This window comes from Candidatus Fukatsuia symbiotica (genome assembly GCF_003122425.1).
GTDB lineage: Bacteria > Pseudomonadota > Gammaproteobacteria > Enterobacterales > Enterobacteriaceae > Fukatsuia > Fukatsuia symbiotica.
This window is the reverse complement of record NZ_CP021659.1, coordinates 2436399-2458126: the sequence shown is the minus strand read 5'-3', so window position 1 is coordinate 2458126 and position 21728 is coordinate 2436399. Positions and strand designations below refer to the sequence as shown.

General features: G+C 40.8%; 15 protein-coding genes and 2 pseudogenes. 6 read left to right on the top strand and 11 right to left on the bottom strand.

All coding sequences use genetic code 11. The features are described from left to right. Positions 1–29 precede the first annotated feature (29 nt). Positions 30–2063, top strand: coding sequence for a DNA helicase Rep (gene rep, locus CCS41_RS11915; RefSeq protein ID WP_072550420.1), 2034 nt, complete (start codon positions 30–32; stop codon positions 2061–2063). A 50-nt stretch (positions 2064–2113) separates the two neighbouring features. On the opposite strand, the gene ftsX is transcribed toward rep, so the two are convergent. The 3 genes and pseudogenes from ftsX to ftsY all read right to left on the bottom strand — a co-directional run. Continuing rightward, positions 2114–3058, bottom strand: coding sequence for a permease-like cell division protein FtsX (gene ftsX, locus CCS41_RS11910; RefSeq protein WP_119797596.1), 945 nt, complete (start codon positions 3056–3058; stop codon positions 2114–2116). After that, positions 3048–3716: a cell division ATP-binding protein FtsE gene (gene ftsE / locus CCS41_RS11905; RefSeq protein ID WP_072550422.1), complete on the bottom strand. Its 669-nt coding sequence runs from the start codon at positions 3714–3716 to the stop codon at positions 3048–3050. Before ftsE ends, ftsX begins: the two co-directional genes overlap by 11 nt. Before the next feature lie 5 nt (positions 3717–3721). Continuing rightward, positions 3722–4675: pseudogene (gene ftsY / locus CCS41_RS11900) on the bottom strand (signal recognition particle-docking protein FtsY); the annotation flags it as partial. Between the two features lie 415 nt (positions 4676–5090). Here ftsY and rsmD point away from each other — a divergent pair. The 5 genes from rsmD (at position 5091) to CCS41_RS11870 (ending at position 14469) form a co-directional block, all read left to right on the top strand. Beyond that, positions 5091–5696 carry a 16S rRNA (guanine(966)-N(2))-methyltransferase gene (gene rsmD / locus CCS41_RS11895; RefSeq protein ID WP_083429612.1) on the top strand — a complete coding sequence of 202 codons (606 nt, stop codon included), beginning with the start codon at positions 5091–5093 and terminating at the stop codon, positions 5694–5696. Continuing rightward, positions 5686–5958, top strand: a complete 273-nt coding sequence (locus tag CCS41_RS11890; protein WP_072550425.1) for a DUF1145 family protein — start codon at positions 5686–5688, stop codon at positions 5956–5958. Before rsmD ends, CCS41_RS11890 begins: the two co-directional genes overlap by 11 nt. A gap of 509 nt (positions 5959–6467) precedes the next feature. Further along, a complete protein-coding gene (locus tag CCS41_RS11880; protein WP_119797593.1) occupies positions 6468–8804 on the top strand; it encodes a TcdA/TcdB catalytic glycosyltransferase domain-containing protein in 2337 nt (778 codons plus the stop codon). Between the two features lie 44 nt (positions 8805–8848). Then, positions 8849–10867: a hypothetical protein gene (locus tag CCS41_RS11875; protein WP_205411425.1), complete on the top strand. Its 2019-nt coding sequence runs from the start codon at positions 8849–8851 to the stop codon at positions 10865–10867. 14 nt (positions 10868–10881) lie between these two features. Next, the gene (locus tag CCS41_RS11870) at positions 10882–14469 is read left to right on the top strand and encodes a hypothetical protein (RefSeq protein ID WP_119797591.1); all 3588 of its coding nucleotides are present in this window, start codon (positions 10882–10884) and stop codon (positions 14467–14469) included. Here the strand turns inward: CCS41_RS11870 and glpD are convergent, their stop codons facing one another. The 8 genes and pseudogenes from glpD to dapE form a co-directional block, all read right to left on the bottom strand. Next, entirely contained in the window at positions 14470–15954 is a 1485-nt protein-coding gene (gene glpD / locus CCS41_RS11865; protein WP_072550428.1) for a glycerol-3-phosphate dehydrogenase, read from the bottom strand. A 260-nt stretch (positions 15955–16214) separates the two neighbouring features. Next, on the bottom strand, positions 16215–17057 hold the full coding sequence (gene glpG, locus CCS41_RS11860; protein WP_072550429.1) for a rhomboid family intramembrane serine protease GlpG: 843 nt from the start codon (positions 17055–17057) through the stop codon (positions 16215–16217). 541 nt (positions 17058–17598) lie between these two features. After that, positions 17599–18987: an IS4 family transposase gene (locus CCS41_RS11855; RefSeq protein WP_119797590.1), complete on the bottom strand. Its 1389-nt coding sequence runs from the start codon at positions 18985–18987 to the stop codon at positions 17599–17601. Between the two features lie 120 nt (positions 18988–19107). Then, on the bottom strand, positions 19108–19584 hold the full coding sequence (locus CCS41_RS11850) for a transposase (RefSeq protein WP_162860068.1): 477 nt from the start codon (positions 19582–19584) through the stop codon (positions 19108–19110). After that, positions 19499–19693: an IS630 transposase-related protein gene (locus CCS41_RS17290; protein WP_119797588.1), complete on the bottom strand. Its 195-nt coding sequence runs from the start codon at positions 19691–19693 to the stop codon at positions 19499–19501. Before CCS41_RS17290 ends, CCS41_RS11850 begins: the two co-directional genes overlap by 86 nt. Continuing rightward, on the bottom strand, positions 19684–19863 hold the full coding sequence (locus tag CCS41_RS17285; protein WP_119797471.1) for an IS630 transposase-related protein: 180 nt from the start codon (positions 19861–19863) through the stop codon (positions 19684–19686). Before CCS41_RS17285 ends, CCS41_RS17290 begins: the two co-directional genes overlap by 10 nt. 133 nt (positions 19864–19996) lie before the next feature. Further along, entirely contained in the window at positions 19997–20185 is a 189-nt protein-coding gene (locus tag CCS41_RS11835; protein WP_072551143.1) for a YpfN family protein, read from the bottom strand. A 409-nt stretch (positions 20186–20594) separates the two neighbouring features. Next, positions 20595–21727: pseudogene (dapE, locus tag CCS41_RS11830) on the bottom strand (succinyl-diaminopimelate desuccinylase). Between the last annotated feature and the right edge of the window lies 1 nt (position 21728).

Genomic DNA, 21728 nt, shown 5'->3' with positions numbered 1-21728 from the left:
CCTTTTTATCTATTGAGTCACTGAATACCATGCAATCAAATCCTCGGGAGCTAAACCCTAGACAGCAACAAGCGGTCGAATTTGTCACAGGACCTTGCCTGGTACTTGCCGGTGCCGGCTCAGGAAAAACCCGAGTGATTATCAATAAAATCGCTTACTTAATCCGTCATTGCGGTTATCAGCAGCGCCATATTGCTGCGGTGACTTTCACCAATAAAGCGGCGCGTGAAATGAAAGAACGGATCGCGCAGACCCTAGGGAAAAAAGAAACACGTGGCTTAATCATCTCAACCTTCCATACATTAGGGCTGGAAATTATTAGGCGAGAATACGTAGCGTTGGGAATAAAAGCGAATTTTTCACTGTTTGATGCTCACGATCAGATGGCATTGCTAAAAGAGCTTACCCAACAATGGGTTGCAGAAGACAAAACGCAACTACAACAACTTATCACGCGTATTTCTGATTGGAAAAATGAATTGCAGGATCCCCTCACGGCGGTAGCTCAGGCTCGTTGCCCACAGGATAAGCTGTTTGCCGATTGTTATTCCTTGTACGATGCGCATCTTAAAGCCTGTAATGTGTTGGATTTTGACGATTTAATTTCGTTACCTACTTTATTATTGAAAAATAATCAGGAAGTACGTGAACGTTGGCAAAATCGATTGCGTTATCTGCTGGTGGATGAATATCAGGATACCAATAGCAGCCAATATCAAATGGTTAAATTGTTGGCCGGCAATCGCGCGTGTTTTACTGTGGTGGGTGATGATGATCAATCAATTTATTCTTGGCGGGGTGCTAGACCGCAAAATATGCAACGGCTGAATGAAGATTTTCCACAGTTGCAAGTGATCAAACTGGAGCAGAATTATCGCTCTTCGGGACGAATTCTTAACGTTGCTAATATCCTGATCGCCAATAATCCCCATATTTTTGAAAAACAGCTTTTTTCTGCACTGGCTTATGGTGAGGTATTAAAAGTTATTACCGCCAATAACGAAAATAATGAAGCTGAACGGGTGGTGGGTGAGCTAATCACACATCACTTTGTCAACAAAACACGTTATCGCGATTACGCTATTTTGTATCGAGGGAATCACCAATCACGGTTGCTGGAAAAAGCGCTAATACAAAATCGTATCCCTTGTCGAATTTCTGGCGGTGATTCTTTTTTTTCTCGACCTGAAATTAAAGATATTCTTGCTTATCTACGAGTGTTGACCAATCCTGAAGACGACAGTGCATTTTTACGCATCGTGAATACGCCTAAACGTGAGATCGGTTCAGTAACTGTCCAAAAATTAGGCGAGTGGGCGAGTTTACGTAACAAAAGTCTGTTTTATGCTAGCTGTGATCTGGGGTTAACTCAGCATCTTAGCGGTCGTGGTCTGGAATCACTACAACACTTTACTCAATGGATGGCCGGGATTATACCGCTGGTGGAGCGAGATCCGAATGCAGCAGTACGGTTTTTGCGCAATGGTATCGACTATGAAAACTGGCTGTGTGCGACCTCTCCTAGCCCACTCGCCGCAGAAATGCGCATAAAAAATATCAATCTGTTGTTTGGGTGGATGAGCGAAATGTTGGCAGGTTCTGATCTGCATGAGGCAATGACGCTAGCACAGGTAGTCACACGTTTTACTTTACGTGACATGATGGAAAAGAACGACAGTAACGAAGAAGATGATCAGGTGCAATTGATGACTCTACATGCGTCTAAAGGGCTGGAATTTCCTTATGTGTTTTTAGTCGGGATGGAAGAGGGGTTACTGCCGCATCAAAATAGTATTGATGGAGGCAATGTGGATGAAGAACGGCGTTTGGCCTACGTGGGTATTACCCGGGCGCAGCGAGAGCTATTTTTCACCTTATGCAAGGAGCGGCGTCAATATGGCGAGCCGATACTCTCTGAACCCAGTCGTTTCCTGCTGGAGTTACCGCAGGACGATCTTGACTGGGAATCAGAGCGAAAAGTGGTGACTCCAGAAGAAAGGATCAGCAAAGGGCTGTCTCATTTGGCACGGCTGCGCGCTCAGTTGGCGGATGCCAAAAAATAATCGTTATAATGATGTTCAAACGAGGAAAATCCTATATATTTCATGGTTATTTACTGTGGTGTAAATCGACGCAAATGTTCTATTGTCGCTAACCAGGCGGCCAGCCAACCGATCATGGCAGAAATAAGCAGTAATAATAGACTTTCATCCCAGCTAAGCCCCTGTAAACTAAAAGCCGTTCCAAAGACACTGGCCACCTGTGTCACCACCCCGCCTAGTTTCCATACTAGCGCGCTAGATAAAACTAACGATAATGTTGCACCGCCCAGGCCCAATATAACACCGCCATTGAGGAAGGGTCGTAAAATAAATCCATCAGTGGCACCAATTAGTTTCATCACATTGATCGTGTCACGACGGCTGAAAATACTTAAACGCACACTGTTACCGATCACCAAAAATACCGCAACCACCATCAATACACCCACTATTGCAACTATTTGACCGATTAGCCCAGTTAGTGCGGTTAAGCGAGCAAACCAGCTATCATCCATACGAACTTCTGCTACACCTATCACTTTACTTACTCGTTCGCGCAGAGTATGTAACATTTCTGAACTCTGAAAATTCAGTTTCGGTGTGATTATCGCGACTGCAGGCAATGGATTTTCTTCCAACATATCCAACGCCCCGCCAAAACCAGACCAGTTACGAAATTCGCTGACTGTTTCTTCTCGTGACAGATAATTCACTTTTTCAACTCCAGGCTCGGCTTTTAGTACAGTGATCACCTTTTCGGCAGCAGCATCATTGAGTGTTTTATCTAAATAAACGGTAAGCTGGGGCATGGGATACCATTGGGTGGCAGCCTGATGAATATTTTTCCAGACGATATAACACACACTTGGCAAAGTAAGCGAAATGGTAATCACCATTACCGTCAGTAACGTTGCCAGTGGTTGGCGCAACATATCCGTTAATGCATTTTTCCAGGCATATCGCCACTGAACATGCCAGCCTCCTCGTAGCGCCTTTATTTTCGCATTATTCGTCATGATGCGCTCCTGACATTCGCCCTTGACTTAATGTCAGAACTGGATATTTTCGCCGGGCGATCAATGAAGTATCATGAGTGGCGACCAATACAGTAACGCCCACACGGTTGAATTCTTCGAACAGCCGAATGATCCCTTGTGACAGGCTGTCATCCAGGTTACCTGTTGGTTCATCCGCCAATAACACCGCGGGTTTGTTCACCACGGCACGAGCAATACCCACCCGTTGTTGTTCACCACCAGAAAGCTGGATAGGAAAATTTTTGGCTTTATCCAACAAATCCACTTTATCCAGGGCAGCGGACACCCGCCGACGGATATCTTCGATGCTGGCACCGACAATAATCAGTGGCATAGCCACATTGTCATACACCGTCTGATCCAGTAACAAATGATGATCTTGAAAAATCATTCCGATTTGACGGCGTAGGAAAGGTACTTCATGGTTTTTCAGGCGACTAATATCGTGACCATCAAACCAGATGTGACCGGCATTGGGTCGTTCGATACCACAAATGAGCTTCAACAAGGTACTTTTACCGGCACCAGAATGACCGGTCAAAAATGTCATTTTCGCCCGCTGTAGGTGAAAATCTACTCCTTGCAGTGCCTGTCGCCCTCCGAGGTACGCTTTACTGACCTGTTCAAAACGAATCATGGGTATTAATCCTCTTGAGCAAAAAGAGCCTCAATAAAATCGTCAGCCTTGAATGGCCGTAAGTCTTCGACGCCTTCACCAACACCAATATAACGAATAGGTATGCCGAACTGATCCGCGATGGCAAAAATTACCCCGCCTTTCGCACTGCCATCGAGTTTGGTCAAGCTAATTCCGGTTAAACCTACGGCTTCATTAAATAGTTTTGCCTGGCTGATCGCATTTTGTCCGGTGCTAGCATCCAACGTCAGCATAATTTCGTGGGGAGCATCAGCGTCCAGCTTTTTCATTACCTTGACTATTTTTTTCAGCTCTTCCATCAAATGGGCTTTATTTTGCAAACGTCCCGCAGTATCTGCTAGCAACACATCAATACTACGTGCTTTAGCTGCCTGAAATGCGTCGAAAATGACTGAAGCAGAGTCAGCACCGGTATGTTGTGCCACGACGGCAACCTTATTACGTTCACCCCATATCTGCAATTGTTCAACAGCAGCAGCGCGAAAAGTATCACCTGCAGCCAGCATGACTGATTTGCCTTGCGACTGAAACTCGTGTGCCAATTTACCTATGGTGGTCGTTTTGCCAACACCGTTAACTCCAACCATTAAAATAACGTACGGAGCCTTGCCCGTTATATCCAGTGGTTTATCAACTCTAGCAAGAATTTCAGACATTTCCTCTTTCAGCTTAATGTATAGCGTCTCGGCGTCTTTTAACTGCTTACGATCGGCATGAGCAGTCAGTGAAATGATGATCTTACGTGTGGTGTCTACACCTACATCGGCAATCAGCAGTTTTTCTTCTAGCTGCTCAAACAAATCATCATCAATTTTTCTACCGCGAAAAAAGCCAATGAAACTGGAACCAATATTTTCTTTGGTTTTCAATAGACTACGTTTTAGACGAGCAAAGAAACTTTCTTTGTTTGGCCGTTTCTGCTCTTGTTGCGTTATTGGCTCAATATGAACGTCAACGGATTGCTTCAGTTCTTTATCGATGTCGCTACCCGTTTTTTCATCACTTTGCGTCGGGAGCACCATGTCAACAGCAGGCTCTTGAGGTTGTTCTGTTGTTTGCTGTTCACTGTGACGGCCAAGACCTAGCCACGAAAAAAGCCCAGGTTTTTTTTCTTTTGCCATTGGCAGTTGCACTCCTAGTGTTCGGATCATGGCTGATATAAAGTTAGACTTCTTGCAAAATCTACTACGTGCTGCAAATTCTGCGTTACGTGGTGCCTAGTCAGTCTACCATTTTCCATGCCACAGCAACTAGGGTGAGTCAATTGTTTTGTAAGAAGTGTTATTTAAGCCTTCCTTACACAGTACAGTCATCGGTAGAATGGCGGCCAACTTTCTTATCTCTCCACGTAAAATGGCAAAAAAATTACAATCTACCTCCTCGGGGAAAGTTCGTATCATTGGTGGCAAATGGCGTGGCCGTAGACTGCCAGTACTTGCTGGCCAGGGGCTGCGTCCCACGACGGATAGAGTGAGAGAAACCCTCTTCAACTGGCTTGCTCCTATGATTCAAGGGTGTCGTTGTCTAGATTGCTTCGCTGGCAGTGGTGTATTGGGACTGGAGGCCCTATCCCGTTATGCGGCAGCAGCAACCCTACTGGAGTCAGAACAGCATGTCGTGCGTCAATTGATAAGTAATTTGGATTTATTAAAAGCAGAAAATGGGCAGGTGATCCACACTGATACACTGAACTGGTTAACACAACTCGGCCAACCCTACGATTTGGTGTTTTTGGATCCTCCTTTTCGTCGTGGTTTGCTGGCTGCAAGCGCGCATCTACTAGAGCAAAAAAATTGGTTGGCTGATGAAGCATGGATTTATGTTGAGACAGAGGTAGAAAACATAGCCATAGACTTTCCCACCAATTGGCAATTACACCGGGAAAAAACTGCCGGACAGGTTGTTTATAGATTGTATATTCGTCATCTTTTGATACTGGAGCAAGAAAATGTGGATTAATTTCGGTCGATTATTAATGTTAACAACATGGGGATTTTTATTATTAAATCTTTTTCGTTTTTTTCCTAAACCTTTAAGATACTTTATCGATGTTGCCATGATATTTATGATGCTGATGCATGGATTACAACTAGCACTATTGAGATCAACCCAACCCAAGGATCAGCCAATTAGTGGATGGCAACAGACTAAGATTTTTATTTTTGGTGTCTTTGAGCTGTTGGCTTGGCAAAAAAAACAACTCCAGTTACCTAAAAAATAATGCGTTTTTCTTCGGTTGAGGATCAGTATTTAAAGTAGATGAGGAGATTATCTGATGTCAATGGATTCAGATCCTCAATCTATGTTTGATCTACCGTAGCGGATAATCATTTTTGCATTTTGCATAAAACTGGCGTAGTATTTTGAAAAGTGTGCGTGCTTTTAAAATATTTTTATATACCTATCACGATTTGTTCATCCCAAAATCCATTTTTACACATGCAGTCAAAGTGGAAACCGTTTTTCGCCGTTATTTTTAAATTAAATTTTTTAAAATTTGTCTCCTTTGTTGATACGTCGTCAAAAATCAGCGTAAAATATTTATTTATTTATTTATTTATTTATTTATTTATTTATTTATTTATTTATTTATTTATTTCATTATATACAAAAAATCACTGTGTTTTTTCGCCAATTTTTTCCTTATATGAGCGTTATTCATGACGAGTTTTCACAGCCTCTTAAATAAATCACAACATACTTAAACCAGAAAAAATGGAATAGAAAATAATGGAATTACAAACCGTACAATACTTAGATGTCGCTCGACAATTGGGCGATATAAAAATAGATAAATCTGAATATGATAAAAAAGAGAATTATTACAAATTTATTACAGCTCGTAATCAATATTTAAATTTAACTACCTCCTCAACGCCATCAAATAAAGTCGAACCAGCACAATTAGATGAAACTTCGCTGCTATTAAAAATGATGTTTTATCTTGACAAGTGGGTTGCGATTAATAACAACAAAGGGGAAAGACGGTATAACCCTTTTTTAGCGCAAATACTTTTAGCTCGTAAAAATACTATTATGGAAACTGTACCTAAAACAATACATTTTATCTGTCTCTGTACAATGACAGATATTCAACGGGATTACATTAATCTTTGGTTGAAAAATAATCCAGACTACTTGGTAAAGATCTGGACAGATGACGATAGCCTTCTCGTGCAAAAACTTGTTACATGTATACAAGAAAAGGCTGCAAAAGAAACATTAATGTATTTTTTACCTAGAAACTTTAATAATTTTCAAGAAACGATAAAGATTTTCTTAAAATTTAAAAGCAAAGGAAACACATACTATACGAATGAAACTAATCAAGAAAAAAATGAAATTGAGTTTTTCGATGAGTATTTTTATAATAACCCATTAAATACAGAATTTAATAAAACCATCACTACTCTTATTGATGTTAGTATTGAACTTAGAGAAGGGCATCTTAATTTTGATATCATTGAAATGACATACCCAGAAGAGATTGAAGTTATAAAACGTACTTTTATTCGACAGAAATACAATTCTTTCTCGCAAAGATTCTTTTATTGGCAAGAAAAATTCTATCGTTATTTCTTGAACGAAAAAGAAAAAGGTGATGTATGCTTTGATCAATGTGTAATAGATTTTTGTATAAAAAATGGTTTAGAAGAACGTGAAAATTTGGAGAAAGAGCGCACAAAGAATAGAGCAATATTCACAAAAATGCGTGATTATCTCAAAGCAGCCAACCCAGAAAATAATATTGAGTTAATATATAAAAATCCTGATGGTAATTTTCAGTCAAATTATTTAAATGAATTACGAGGAAATCTATCTGCCGCTAGTGGCATATTTGCGTTAAACGTTTTAATCAGTGAGGGTGGCATTTATTTAGGTACTGATTTACTGCCTGCCATTAATGAAAACCTATTTGTGGATTTAATCGATAAAACGCCAGATGATCCTAACGGCACGCTGAGCCAAACTATTATTTCAAGGATTATTCTTGATGAGCTTGGCAACGATGGACAAATGCCAGGGCGCACAGAAGCTCTAGTGAAATCTTATCAACTCGATAAGATCGATCCTCAAATAGAGAGTTCAATAAAAAATATAATCATAGAAGCAAAACAAAGGAAGATCCCTCTATTTATGGGACTTGATGAAATTAAAGTAGATCCCTATTTCCAATCATCATATGCTGATGGCAATGTGAAGATGCTAATAGCGTCAGTTAAAGAAGGAGAAAATAATCAATTTATTAGCAAATTATTAAATAATTGGATTGAGACATATCGAATAATTTTACAGCACGGGATCCACGCGATACAACTATCGGTGCCTAATTCACTAAGAAATGCGATTACTAGCACCCAAGAAGCATTTGCAAGAAAGAATTTAAAGGTCAATGCCAAGGCACTCATACATTATCACTGGGATATTTTGAGTCAATATGAACAAGCCATTCCCGAATTATTAGGTACTCCTGCTTATGATTGTGTCTATTCTCAGTTACTAAAAGAACTGTTAAATAGTGAAAGTGTGGAAACACAAACTATCGATTTTTACTCCTTTCAAAAAAAAGTGACTCCCTCCTTTAACTCTGCAACTTTTTTGACTGAAGAAGCCACTCAATCTCATCTGATGGGTGCTCAAAGATACCTTAAGCCGTTTATTAATAGTCCTCAATATGTAGGTCAATGCATAATACAACTCAAAGATGATGTGATAAGTGAAAAAACAGCCAAATTTTTATATAACAACAATAGCGATATAAGTGAATGGTATCGTTACGATGAAGAAACAAAACGGTTAATACCTCAATCTGTAGGTACACAGATTGATTCGCAGCAGGAAAAGTGCCTTATTTGGGTGGGAAACGGCTACCCCATAGCTATTATTGATGCCATTAATTTTTTACAGTTAACACAGCAGATCCTATTAAAAAATAATTTTCATGTAGAACAAATGACCTTAATTGCTTGCCAACCTAGAAGAACGGGACCCATTGCCGGTGTGGGAAATAAAACACTCTCCATTGAAGGCTTTTTCATGCTTGCGAAAACAGTAAACCCAAGATAAACATCAAACGCATTGTTGCACAAGAAAGCTTATTTATGGTCGATATGATGGGTCGCCAATGGAAAGGAAGCCTGTTTGTAAATGGCATAAGCACAGGGGTAAAAAGAGAGATCGATTGGCGTATTGTGACAGAAAACGACAGTGAAGTGATCGCGACCTTCTCAGGAGATAAGCCGCAAGGCGCCTACACATACACAATACCGAGACTGGGTACAAGTGTATTAACACGTAATAGGGTTATCTCTGAATCGAATAAAGCTGCCTTCGGATTGGGTTCGGTAATAGAAACCCCACTTGTTAACCCTGGGAGATTGCCACCTTGGAAGAATAATCCTGCTAAATTAGATGGATGGATAGAGCAAACAATGGCTGAAAGGATCTCACAGGATCTAAAGAATGGTGTTGTTGTTATGGCCGCTGAGAGCATAGTATTAGTGGCGGCTATGTGTGAATCTATTCATGAGCTGATTATCAGTGATCCTCACCTTGCCAGAATTAAAACACTTATGCAGGTATTAGAACGCAGTTTGGAGGTCAATACTTACGTGGATTGGTTTGCATCTCTTGATTTTGCTTGTGGAGAAAAGCAGTTCAATCATCTTATTAACGCGCTCTTTACAACACCCAACGAGCTTGATCGCGCCTTTAGGCGTCTTCAATGGCGAGTGTGTCACAAGCGTTTTACTTTTTTCAATTTAAGTCTGAGTGAAAAGGATAACGCTAAGCGTATACGCCGAGGAATGAAGAGCAAAACCACCATTCAGGCCATTTTTTTAGGCAGTATTGAGGAGGCTTTATTACCTGGGATGGAGATTGATGCCGACGATTCAACTCAACTTGCACAGGTTGCAAACAAGGTAACAAATCTCAATGCTAACTTTAGCGATCTCGTTAATGATTTGGAAAATGCAGATAACGCCCCGCGTTCATTACCTAAACTTTATACTTATTCTCTGTATGATCCTGAACGTAGTTTAATAGGAAATGTTGAGACAGTATTCGAAAAAAGTAATTTTAACATTGACTATATACATAGGTTACTGCAATTCGCTTGGAATAAAAATAAATTGTCTTTGAGCTTTGCAGACACTGCCCAATATACTAAGAGACAAGCATGGAGGCGTGCGAATTTGCACGCTTCACAGGGAAAACACAAGAAATTAGCCATGAATGAATGGCGGCTATTATTAGCGAGTATAAAATACAAGACGATAGATGAAAACTATATAATTAGCCAACTGAATACTACGCGTCATAATACAATCGACGTCAGTGCTAAAGATCTTTCTTTTGCACGCATGATGTTATATTTGAATAAAAATTTACAGCTCGTTGAAACTAACCGTGTATTGAAAAGAAAAAAACGGCCCATCGCACGATCAGTGGGAAGTATGGGCGGAGCAGGTGGTATAGGAGGTACATCTGATTCCTTTTCTTCTTTATGGCATTTTTTTATCGATTTTACTTCTACGTCAGATCTGGAAAAAAAGGAAGAAGAAATACCCGTAAACAAAAAAGTGCATTCTTGGGTATCTTTGTTGTCAGATTTTATCAATGTAATGAGTCTTCCATCCACTGTTATTGACGGAGGGGATAGACTATTAGAAAGTGCTATTAATACCAGCTGGCTTTATGAAAAATGCAAAACTCCCATCAATACTTTGTGGAATGTTCTTTATCAAGCTGCCAATTCTGAAAAAAATAAATGGTTTAATGATATTGCAACAAAAACAGGTCAGGGGCTGGGTGTTATTAGCCTTTTATTTGATGCTTATGAATACCACGAAGCCCAAAATCATCATCAACGTAGTCTCGCCGTAACAAAAGCTACCTTTGATGGAGCAAGCCTTGCTTGGGGCATAGCTGCTGAGAATATTATGCAATCTTCAGCGGAGTTCCCCCCGTTATTGATTGTCATTATAGCAAGTTATTCATTGTCTAAAATAAGTCAAGCCATTGGTAATGACATAGAGATAATGTTTGATAATATAACACGTGCAAGACTCTGTGGCGTTGAATTTAACCAATTGAAAAATGGATTTGAAAAAGGGGATTTACTGTAATAAACGATACGTTAATGCCTTGTAAAGGCTCTGTGATTAAAACAATTAATCTGGAAAATACCAGAAAACCTTTTGTCGTATTTGATGATATCGGTGTACAAATGCGTAAAAAAACGGATCAAGGAGAAGACTTTATTGTCGACAGTAATGATCCGGCGGCTTATATTAACCTCCGTGAACTGAACGGTGTGGCGTTGGATCAATCTATAGACATAACAGGTCTTCCATCGTTCAATCAACCAGCATTAAAAAAACTGGTCTTACCTATGTCCCCTAAAATAAAAATTGATCCTGTATATACTGAAACAGATCTTATAAAATGGAGAGGTGATACTGAATTTGATGCCATGCGTTATTTTTCTAGCAGAGAGTCCAAATTTATATTTGAATTTTATAAAGAAAATTCTTTTATCGATCCAATTAAAAATTTTTTGGGTACAAACTGGATGGCAATAACAAACCTGAACTATCGTTATCAGAAAAACAATGTAAATGTTTATTTAGGTAATGACGATTATAAACTAATAGCACCAGGAATCGAAAAGAATGAAAGAACAGATGATTCTCTTTATAGAAAATATCTGCACTATAAACTTTATGGTCCTACTAAAGGTAAAGCCACTATCTTTATACTATTAAATAGAGGGCAGTCTGATATCACCATTGCGCGTAGTAATCCCAGTATAACCTGGATTATTGGGGCTTATCATGAAAATTTTCGTGATACAAAGGTGGAGCCTATCTCTAATGGTTGTAAAATTTTCAGAACAGTGCCTAATGCATCGGGTGAAACAGATGATGCTATTTACATAAATATTGACGACAGAGATAACACTAAGCTTACTTTTCATCTTTCTATTGGAGTTGGCACGATAGATTTTAAAGGTAGTACAACACATTCTGTTGGTAAGCTAATTGTCCGAGAGTTTAATGCGACAATATTTAAAACTCAATTGACTCCTCAAATTATTGATTTTCTCGATGGGGATAGACGTATAAGAAATATGGACGAAGCATCACGTATGCCACAAATGGTAAGAGCCTATCTTGAGGAAATGACAAAAGATTCGGCAAAAGTGTTGAAATATATCCCGGTAAAAAACCTGGCTATTTTCGGTAATGAAGAAAGCAACAATGTTTATTATTCTGTGCAAAGCAAAAATTTCGTTCAGACAGAAAATAAAGAGGGTACACTTTTCTATAATACTAAACGTAGTCATGTTAAAATACTTTTTTTCAGTGAAATATATATTTGGTTTAAAGGCAATTTATCGATAACAGTTGATGGTGTTGAACAAGTCTATAACGATCTTTTCTGGGTATCAGATATCTCAAATAAAACGCTAAAACAAGTTTACCTTCCATTTTGTCATCTTCCTGATAGTGTTATTCAAGGACAAGTTGCGTATCCTTCTCCATCAAAGATAATAACATTCACCAACCAAAAAAATATCGATAGATTTATCTTCTTTGAACAGTCCTATAGCTATAAACAAGAAAATCATGTATTACAAATGATTTTGCAATATAAAATTGACACCAAATACCCTGAAAAAGGATTAATATTCACAGAGGCACGTGATTTACCCGTAAATTTAGCTACACAACTCATTCAAACCAAGGAATTAGTGACTCTTAGCGATTTCATGAAAAACAATGCCAATTCAAACTACACAACAGTCTCTCCACAAATAATTGATCCATGGGGTCGTACCGGGCTAAATATCATTCCCCTATTCAATCCTAAAACAGAGACTACTCTATCTATTGGCCGGCGCTTAGTATGGTCATCGGAGTACAACCCTATTGCAAAGGGTAATATCAACGCGACCTTACCCAATGAAATAGCTAATAATTCAGAATATTTAGTTAGCTATGCAGGAACGACAAAGATCGTTATAGATGAAGAAGCGGCCATAGCAATCAATACACCCGTTAGTGTCAAACATTACCATTTTTGGAGTATTATGGATAAGGATGAGAAATTCGTAAAACTCTATGTTCAACAGGATAAAAATTCTTCTACAGAAATTAATTTGAGTCATTTTAATATTCATAATAACAACGTGTTAAGTATAAATGATACGATTATTTATACTACGAGTGGTTTTCTGTATGGTTTGTACGATAATCAGAATATTCTATTTGTGGGGGTCGAAGAAAATTGGTTAGTCAAACACAATCATTGGTGGATTTATTTTTCTCAATATATCGAGGAACTGACAAGAAGTATGGACGGTTATATTCAGTTTCAAGTAGGACAAACGAAACCTATTCACATCTCCTCTCATTTGACATTTTCCGGTTTGCGACAGAATGATGGCTTAAAGCCGTTGGCTGCCTGGTATGATTGTGCTAGCCAACAGTTTATTTTTTGTAAAAGCGAAAATAGCCAAAAACTTAGTTATCTAGGGATGACTAATAATAGTCAAGGTGCCTGGATTAAGGATGTCACCAGCAACAACAGAAACGAAATAGGTTATGTAGATGGAATAACCATCGATGAATTACATACCCTTTTGCAAGGGATTGTATTTAACGACAAATTATCATCGCACCATTTGATCAAATTTACTGGCAATACAATATCAGATATGCCGACTTCTTTTTCCCATATCAATTCAGATGGCGAAGGGCATCTAAAAGGTACTACTGTTGAAGGACTTCTTTTGGATATTGAAAGAATAGGCAGCGAATTTAAAACTATTTTACTTGCCGTCACCCCTGATTTTACTCGCAAGTACCCAAGTAATCATGCGCTAGAAACGGGTTTAACAGAATGCATAAAGAACTATCAATGCTATGAAATAGTTAAAGTTATACTAGAAAATAATGAATGTGGTTGGTATGAGCCGACATCAGAAAAACTTTTTATGCCTTTTGGGACACACAAGTTAGATATTTACCTTGGCTTTAACCGTCAAGAACAATGTGTGTATTTTATGGAGAAAAATGAAAACGATCAGAACTTAATAAAGATAAATAAAAATAGAATAAGGCAAGATTTTCAGGTAGATATTGTGCATGAAGTAGGTTCACTGTATGAAAGATTCAGATTTAATTCTATACTCGTTTTAAATAGTAGTAAGCTTTCAGTGCTAAGCACTGTTGAACATGTCAACATTGATGCACCTGCTTTACTGATTACGACACCCATTGAGCAAACGAGAACCGAATCCTTCACTTTTCAGATTGAGAAGTTTCGTTATCCAGTGATATACCTGGATCACTCAAGCTGGGGCGCGGTGCAATGCATCATGCCTGGCACACCAGAAGCAGTGTTGCTTTCAAAAAAATATCGGTTTCTTCTTTTATTTGTCAGAAAAAATCTATTAGTGATTAATTATTCTTTCTTCCCGTTACGTAATAGGCCGGATAAACGCATTAAACTCATATTCAAAGGCATCAAAGTGCCTGCCAAAGGTTTATCGGAGTATTATATTTCCGCTCCTAGAGAGAGTAACCTTACTGAGGCTAAGGCTGTTACTCTTGTTGATGTCATCCTCACAATTGATAAATTGACAGAATACTACACCGAGCAGACAGGGGGTGCTACGCAAGATGGGCATGCTCTTATTCCCTGCCCTCCTCTGGAGGCATAATCAGAGTCCGTTCTGTGACAACCACGCCTGGACTCGCTGTTTCTGAGCATCATCAAGACACATACCCAACTTGGTGCGTCGCCAGATCACATCGTCGAGCTCAGTTACCCACTCTTTTCTGATCAGATAGCGTAGTTCAGCTTCATATAAATCATGACCAAAATGTTCACCCAAATCGGCAAGGTCATGAGTATCAGCCAAAATCAACTCGCTATGGCTACCATAGGTGTAGGCATAACGTTGTGCCAATGCCTGTGGCAACCATTTGAAGCGATCTCCCAATTGCATAGTATAACTGTCGCGATTACCGTTAATATCCCCCCCTGGCAGCTTACTATGCTTAGTCCAGGCTGAACCCATTTCGGGGTAATAAATGCGCAGTTTTTCTAACGCATGCTCTGCCAGCTTGCGGTAAGTGGTCAATTTTCCGCCAAAAACTGACAACAGTGGAGTGGCAGTTTGCTCATCGGTAATATCCAGGGTGTAATCACGTGTCACCACCTGAGGTGAATCAGATTCATCGTCACACAACGGACGAACGCCAGAATAAGTCCAAACAATATCAGCACGCCCGAATTGTTTGATAAAGTGATCGTTATACACTTTCAGTAAGTAATCGATTTCTTGATCATCAATTTCTACTTTTTCTATATCGCCATGATATTCCACATCTGTAGTACCGATGATGGAATATTTATCCAACCACGGAATAACAAACACAATTCTCTGATCTTCATTTTGCAGGATATAGGCTTGTGGCTGATTATGCACACGTGGTAACACAATATGACTGCCTTTAATCAGGCGAATACCATAAGGTGATTTCAGTTGCAGACCTTCATCAAAGAACTGTTTCACCCAGGGACCGGTAGCATTAACCAGCCCTTTAGCCTTCCAACTCAAAGTAGAGCCGTTTTTTGTGTCAACGGCTTCAACCCTCCATTGACCCTGTTCACGCCATGCACGAGTGACTTTGGTTCGCGTACGCACTTCACCATGATGTTGCACCACAGCCTGAGCATTTAACACCACTAAACGAGCGTCATCAACCCAACAATCTGAATATTCGAATCCGCGCACTAACTTCGGTTTTAACACCGATTCTGAGCCAAAACGAAGGCTTTGACTGGCAGGTAAACTGGAGCGTTTACCTAAATGATCATAAAGGAATAGACCAGCACGGATCATCCAGGCTGGACGTAGATGAGGTTGATGCGGTAGCCGAAAACGCATTGGGCACGCAATATGGGGTGCCAATTGTAATAATATTTCACGTTCGGCCAGTGCTTCTCTGACTAGACGAAATTCGTAATGCTCAAGATAACGTAATCCACCGTGGATCAGCTTGGAACTGGCAGAAGAAGTCGCACAAGCCAAATCTTGGGCTTCAAGTAACAGCACCGACAAACCTCGCCCGGCAGCATCAGCAGCGATACCCGCTCCGTTGATACCTCCACCAATCACAATCAAATCTTTGGTTTCCACGTCATCTTCCTTCAGATAGGCGAAACAGTGCGTTCATGCTTGTTTCCACTTAGCATTGTAAACAAAAGCTTAGCAAAGTTCCAATTGCACACCCTATTGCTCAATAGACTTCTTGTAAAACGGTCGTTTGTTATGCGAGGCCAAGGGCGCCTGGAGCGCAGTAACTGCGAGGTACATGCGAATACACGAGGATTTCGAACGCTAGGTAACGCAGAATTTGCAGCATGTAGTCTTCTTTACAAGAAGTCTAATGATTTGCATCACACCTGCAGATAGGTGCGAGTATCCCACAAAGCTATTAGTAAGCCAATCAGCAAACCACAGAGATGAGAGCTATTGGCAATTGACAACGCCAATATATTGAAGAGTCCAACAACCAGCCAGATCACAGAAAAAACCATCACCCCACGGGGTAAGATAAGGCCAGATCCCGGCACACGTTCTGTAATCAGCCAAACATAACCGATTAAAGCGTAGATCACGCCCGACAAGCCACCAAAGTTAGCACCGCTAAATAACGATTGACCCCAACCGCTGAATATCGCAGATAAAATAGTTAACACCAGCAATTTACCGCTGCCAAGTTGTTTTTCTACTTGCCCGGCAAGATACCACCACCACATCAAGTTAAATAAAATATGTAACAGTGAAAAATGTAGCAAAGCATGGGTGATCCAACGCCATAATTGCCAATATTGGCGACTATTTTTTGGCCACGCCAGCCATGACATGACGGTAGTATCACCCACGAATTGCATCAAAATATAGATGGCACCGCAAAGTAACATGACACTAAGTGTCATTCGGCCTGCTTTATTGCGTACGGTCTGAAGAATCGTTTGTAGAGAAAAAAAACCTTGATAGGGTAAGGTACTATTAAGCGTTCCAGCTTGCCAACTGGCCGCCTGATAACACGGATTACAGGGATCAAGCAGGAATTGCTTCCATTCAGATTGTACCAGCGGTAGCTTTTGTTCATCGCCTAACCAGATTTCTACCTGTTGCGTATTACGGCTAAGGGTCAAGACAACGTTGAAGGTGGTCATATAATCGACAAAAATTTGTGCCAAACGTTGATTAGAGATGGCTGTCACACGGATCATAGTGTTAATTAATTGCTCTACAAAAGTTAAGTTAACGATAAGAACCTATTCAAAATCTTCTTAAGCGACGCTTAGACGAGGAAAAAATGGGCGAAGAAGCGTGGTTTACATAGAATAAGTGAGCATTTTGAGCCCGTTTTTGACGAAGTATCAGCGAGCATAAAAGATTTCGAATAGGTTCTAAGGAAAAACAGCGGTAATTTACCTGTTTTTAGTGGCAATATTCCGCAGAGACTGTAAGTTTTTTATTTATGATAAAAATCAATAGATTAAAAACAAAAAATCACGATCAATCGAAATTAAATCAAAATGCCTATTAAATTATCTCGTACCTTAACATTTTACCCGATAACCTAAAAAATCATAGTTTGTATCAGATTTCGTCCTACTCACTCTTTCTGCTATCACGATATATGGCTGAACGACATAATAATGATTATGCACTATATTGAGAGAATAAGGCGTCAAGGCTGCAATTTAAGTTCCTTCTTTTGCTTTTGGCTTGTGCCCATTGATGTTCAATGGGATTGAGGTCTCACTTTTACCCACAATTTTTGTTATTAAGAATAATGAACAATCTCACATTTTCTTGCAGGATCTCATACCCTCGCCAAAGCGACATTATTCCCGGTAAACCCTCGGCACGTCGGTTAAGAAATCCTCCCAATTGACCCAGCCATGTTATTGCCTGAAGCACTGTGGGGGGATGCTCGGGAAGGCGGCTTGTTGTCTGTATTCTGCAATACAGCGTTTGCCATTCTATCTTTGACAACACATCGGTGCAGGTAGCCTCAGGACACAACGCTGCCATTTTGGTCATATACATCAGTTTGAAGGCGATAATGCTTTTGAGGGTGATCATTTTCGTTAGTTTGGTTGCCGTATTTAAACGACATTGTTCAACACAACATCCTGATTTCAGTGTGTTGAAGAACTCTTCTATCTTCCATCTCAGTCTATACCCATTCACTTTCTCTTCTGCTTCAAAGGCGTCAGTGGCCGTCAAATTGGTCAATAATACCCATTCGACAGGCGCTACTCCTTCTGGAGGAGGCTGTTCTTTAACACTGATGGCAGATACGTGAACCTTTTCATGGATATGCCGTGAAGCGTCTTTATTGGTAGGCCCATAAACTAGATTATTTCTAATGGGGAGCCAGCCTGAAATGGAGCGAATATCCACATAAGCCGTTCTTGCTACCCTTTGCTGATTTTTGGGCAGGGTGAGTGCTATGGTTTTTAAAATCGGCGTCTTTGACAAGGCGGTTTGCACCGTTGTTTTTTTCCCCTTTTCATCGATAAATTTTCTGTCTTTCCGGTTGCGGATAATAAAAAATGTTTTTAGTGAGCTTGCAACCCGAAAAAGTTCGAAAATATCCGCTTCTCTGTCTCCCAGCGTGATTAAGCAGGTATCTTTGGGTATCAGCGCCGCTGTCTCGTAGAGGGTCTCTATCCACTTAATACTTTCTTTCTCTTTCATTGTCGATTGATAAAGCCGCCGCTGTTTTTCCTGAGGGGTTTCCTCTCGGGAAACACGTGACCCGCATTTAAGCGAGGATAACCCAAGCGGCAAGCCCTCCTGAGTTACCATCAAACTTGCATGAAGCATCAACCCCATTTTATGTTTGTGATAGGCTTTAGATATACTTCCCAACCCCTCTGTCTTTTTATGTGTGTCAAAGTCCAACTCTGATCTGTCCTGAAGAGAAAAAACCAGTGAATGCCCTTCCAGGCGTTTTTGTGTTTGTACACAATGTGTACGGAATATCGCGCTCTCGCTCACTCTCTCATTGCTAAAAAATCGATAAGCTCCTTTGGCCTGTGACCAGGAACCATGACAGCTTGGGTAAATTGAACCTGACGCTTTTGATGATAATAAGCCCGCTGTTTCAAAAAAACGCTCTTTAAGGCGTTTATCTCCGAAATCAATTTAATGAAATTCTTCCCGGATCCACTCATTCCCATTACCCGTTACTGTTTTCATGTGCCTGTTTCCTGATTTAACTATTGACTCTACCAATAATCCAATTTCACCTGAATCATTTTTCATTCAACGTTGTGGGTAAAAGTGAGGATTGAGAGCAGGTGAGTAGGGAGTGAGATATTCAATCCAATGCCCGGCTTTACTGATAGCCTGCTGAATGTCGAGACGTTTGTGGAAACTGGCGTTATCCATCACGATGACACAATGAGGAGGAAGAGTAGGCAAAAGGCGCTGGGTAACCCAGGCGTAAAAAACATCACTGTTAATGGAACAAAAAAATAAGCCGACCGCCATCAGGACGGTTCCCAGTAACGCGCCAATGACATTTGTTCGGCCCTTGGCCTGCCAATCCTGGGTACCCCAACAGCGTTGACCTCGTGCAGCATAACCGTGGGTTCGTGGCATATCGTGTGCGAAACCGCTTTCATCCAGATAAACGACCGGTTTTCCCTGCTTTTTATAGCAGGCTATCGTGTCCTGGAAGGCGCGCCGTGTCTCTTCGTCTGCCTTGGGATGACGCAGGGTTTTTTTTATAGGTGACACCCAGGTTTTTCAGTGCCTGCCAAATGGCTTTCTGGCACACCTGAAAGCGCGCCGCCCGTTCCCGTTGGTAAGCATCGGGATAACGTGCAACATCTTTAGCTAACGCCACTTTATCAAGCTTACGCCGACGGGGGAAGAAGCTTTAACCTCGATACGACTGAGCCAGCGAGTAACGGAAGCTGAACCAATGTGGAAGCGTTTAGCGGTCTCTCTGATACTCAAGTTTTCTTGCTCTCGAATACCCAGAACTTTACGGCGAAAATCGACAGAGTGGCTCATCGCTAACTCCCTGTTAAATAATTTAGCTATACATTGTAATCAAAATTAATACGTTACGCTATATGGCACCCATTGTTGCTCAATAGGCACCGAGCCACTATTAGGAAAAAAGTCTATTGATGTCATTCAATTCTTAATCTTTATCGTCGTCCCACTCGGCATTATTATCACGATGAGGAGGTAATTGCGGTTTATTTTTCAGATAACTTTTGTAATCAAGCCGGTATAATGCTTTGATAGCATTTAAAATAACGCCCACCAGCAAAATCAATATCACCCACCAATAATCTTTCAACCAGAGTAGATCTCCTAAGAAACCCATATCTTTACCCTTTTTTAACATGGCTTTTTCCACGACAGCAGGACAGCTGGCGTCAGCAAAAACCCCGTTTGAACGGCTAAAAGCCTGTTCCAAATCTTTTTCGCTGTGCTGAGACGAGGAAAAAATGGGCGAAAAAACGCAGTCTACTCTTTGTACACAACAAAAGGGAGTCAATGAGCATTTTGAACTCACTTTTTGATAAAATATCAGCGAACATAAGAAATTTCGAATAGGCTCTAAAGGTCGATAGCTCAGATGGTCTAGCATTAGATTTCTTGAAAAACCATCACGTGCGGTATGAAGTCAAAGTACCTGGCGTGCAGTCACTGCGCGCTACATACAAGTACATGAGGATTGCGAGCACCGCGTAACGCCGAATTCACACCACACAGCAGTTTATGCAAGAGGTCTATTTAAGAATTTTCTCCATAATCCGTTGATAAATACGGCTCAGTAATTGTAAATCAGCAGCCTTAACACATTCATTCACTTTATGGATGGTGGCATTAACGGGTCCAAGCTCTACCACCTGTGCACCCATTAAAGCAATAAAACGACCGTCGGATGTACCCCCGTGGTGAGCAACTGTGGTGTGATTTCACTGTAATACTCCACAGCCTTGATCACTGTCTCGAGCAACTTTCCTTCGTTCGTCAGAAATGGCTGACCAGAAAGCACCCAATCAATGTCGTAAGTTAACTGATGCTTAGTCAGTAACGCTTCTACCTGTTCTTTGATCAGTGTATCGGTCAGTGCTGGGCTGAAACGAAAATTAAACTGCACCAATAGTTCACTGGGGATAACATTGCTGCTGCCATTACCGGCTTGTATATTCGTGATTTGCATACTGGTAGCAGGAAAAAATTGATAGCCTCGATCCCACTCCGTCGCCACCAGTGCTTGTAAAGCAGGTAGTGCACGATGAATCGGATTATCCGCCAGATGAGCATAAGCAACATGTCCTTGTACGCCACGGATCAGCAAATTGGCACTGATGGATCCACGCCGACCATTTTTAACTACATCGCCAACACACTGCATACTAGAAGGTTCGCCAACCAAACAATAATCCAGTCGTTCGTTGCGCTCCATTAACGCATGGACCACTTTGACCGTGCCGTTGGTCGCCTTGGCTTCTTCATCTGAGGTAATCAAAAACGCCAGGCGACCACCATGATTACGCCTTGCAGCGACAAAACGCTCAGCAGCAACCACCATCGCAGCCAGTGAACCTTTCATATCGGCAGCACCACGACCGTAAAGCATCCCATCGCGGATCGTAGGTTCAAACGGTGGATTGATCCACTGACGTTCATCACCGGTCGGTACAACGTCGGTATGCCCAGCAAAAGCTAATGTCTCCTCACTACTATGACCATGCCATGCCCAAAAATTCTTAGTATCAGCAAAATCCATCGGTTCGATGTTAAAACCAATCTGCTCCAGGCGTTCCATGAGTAACGTCTGGCAACCTTCATCTGCTGGGCTAAGCGATGGACGTTTAATTAATTGTCTGGCGAGTTCAATGACCGGACAACTCATA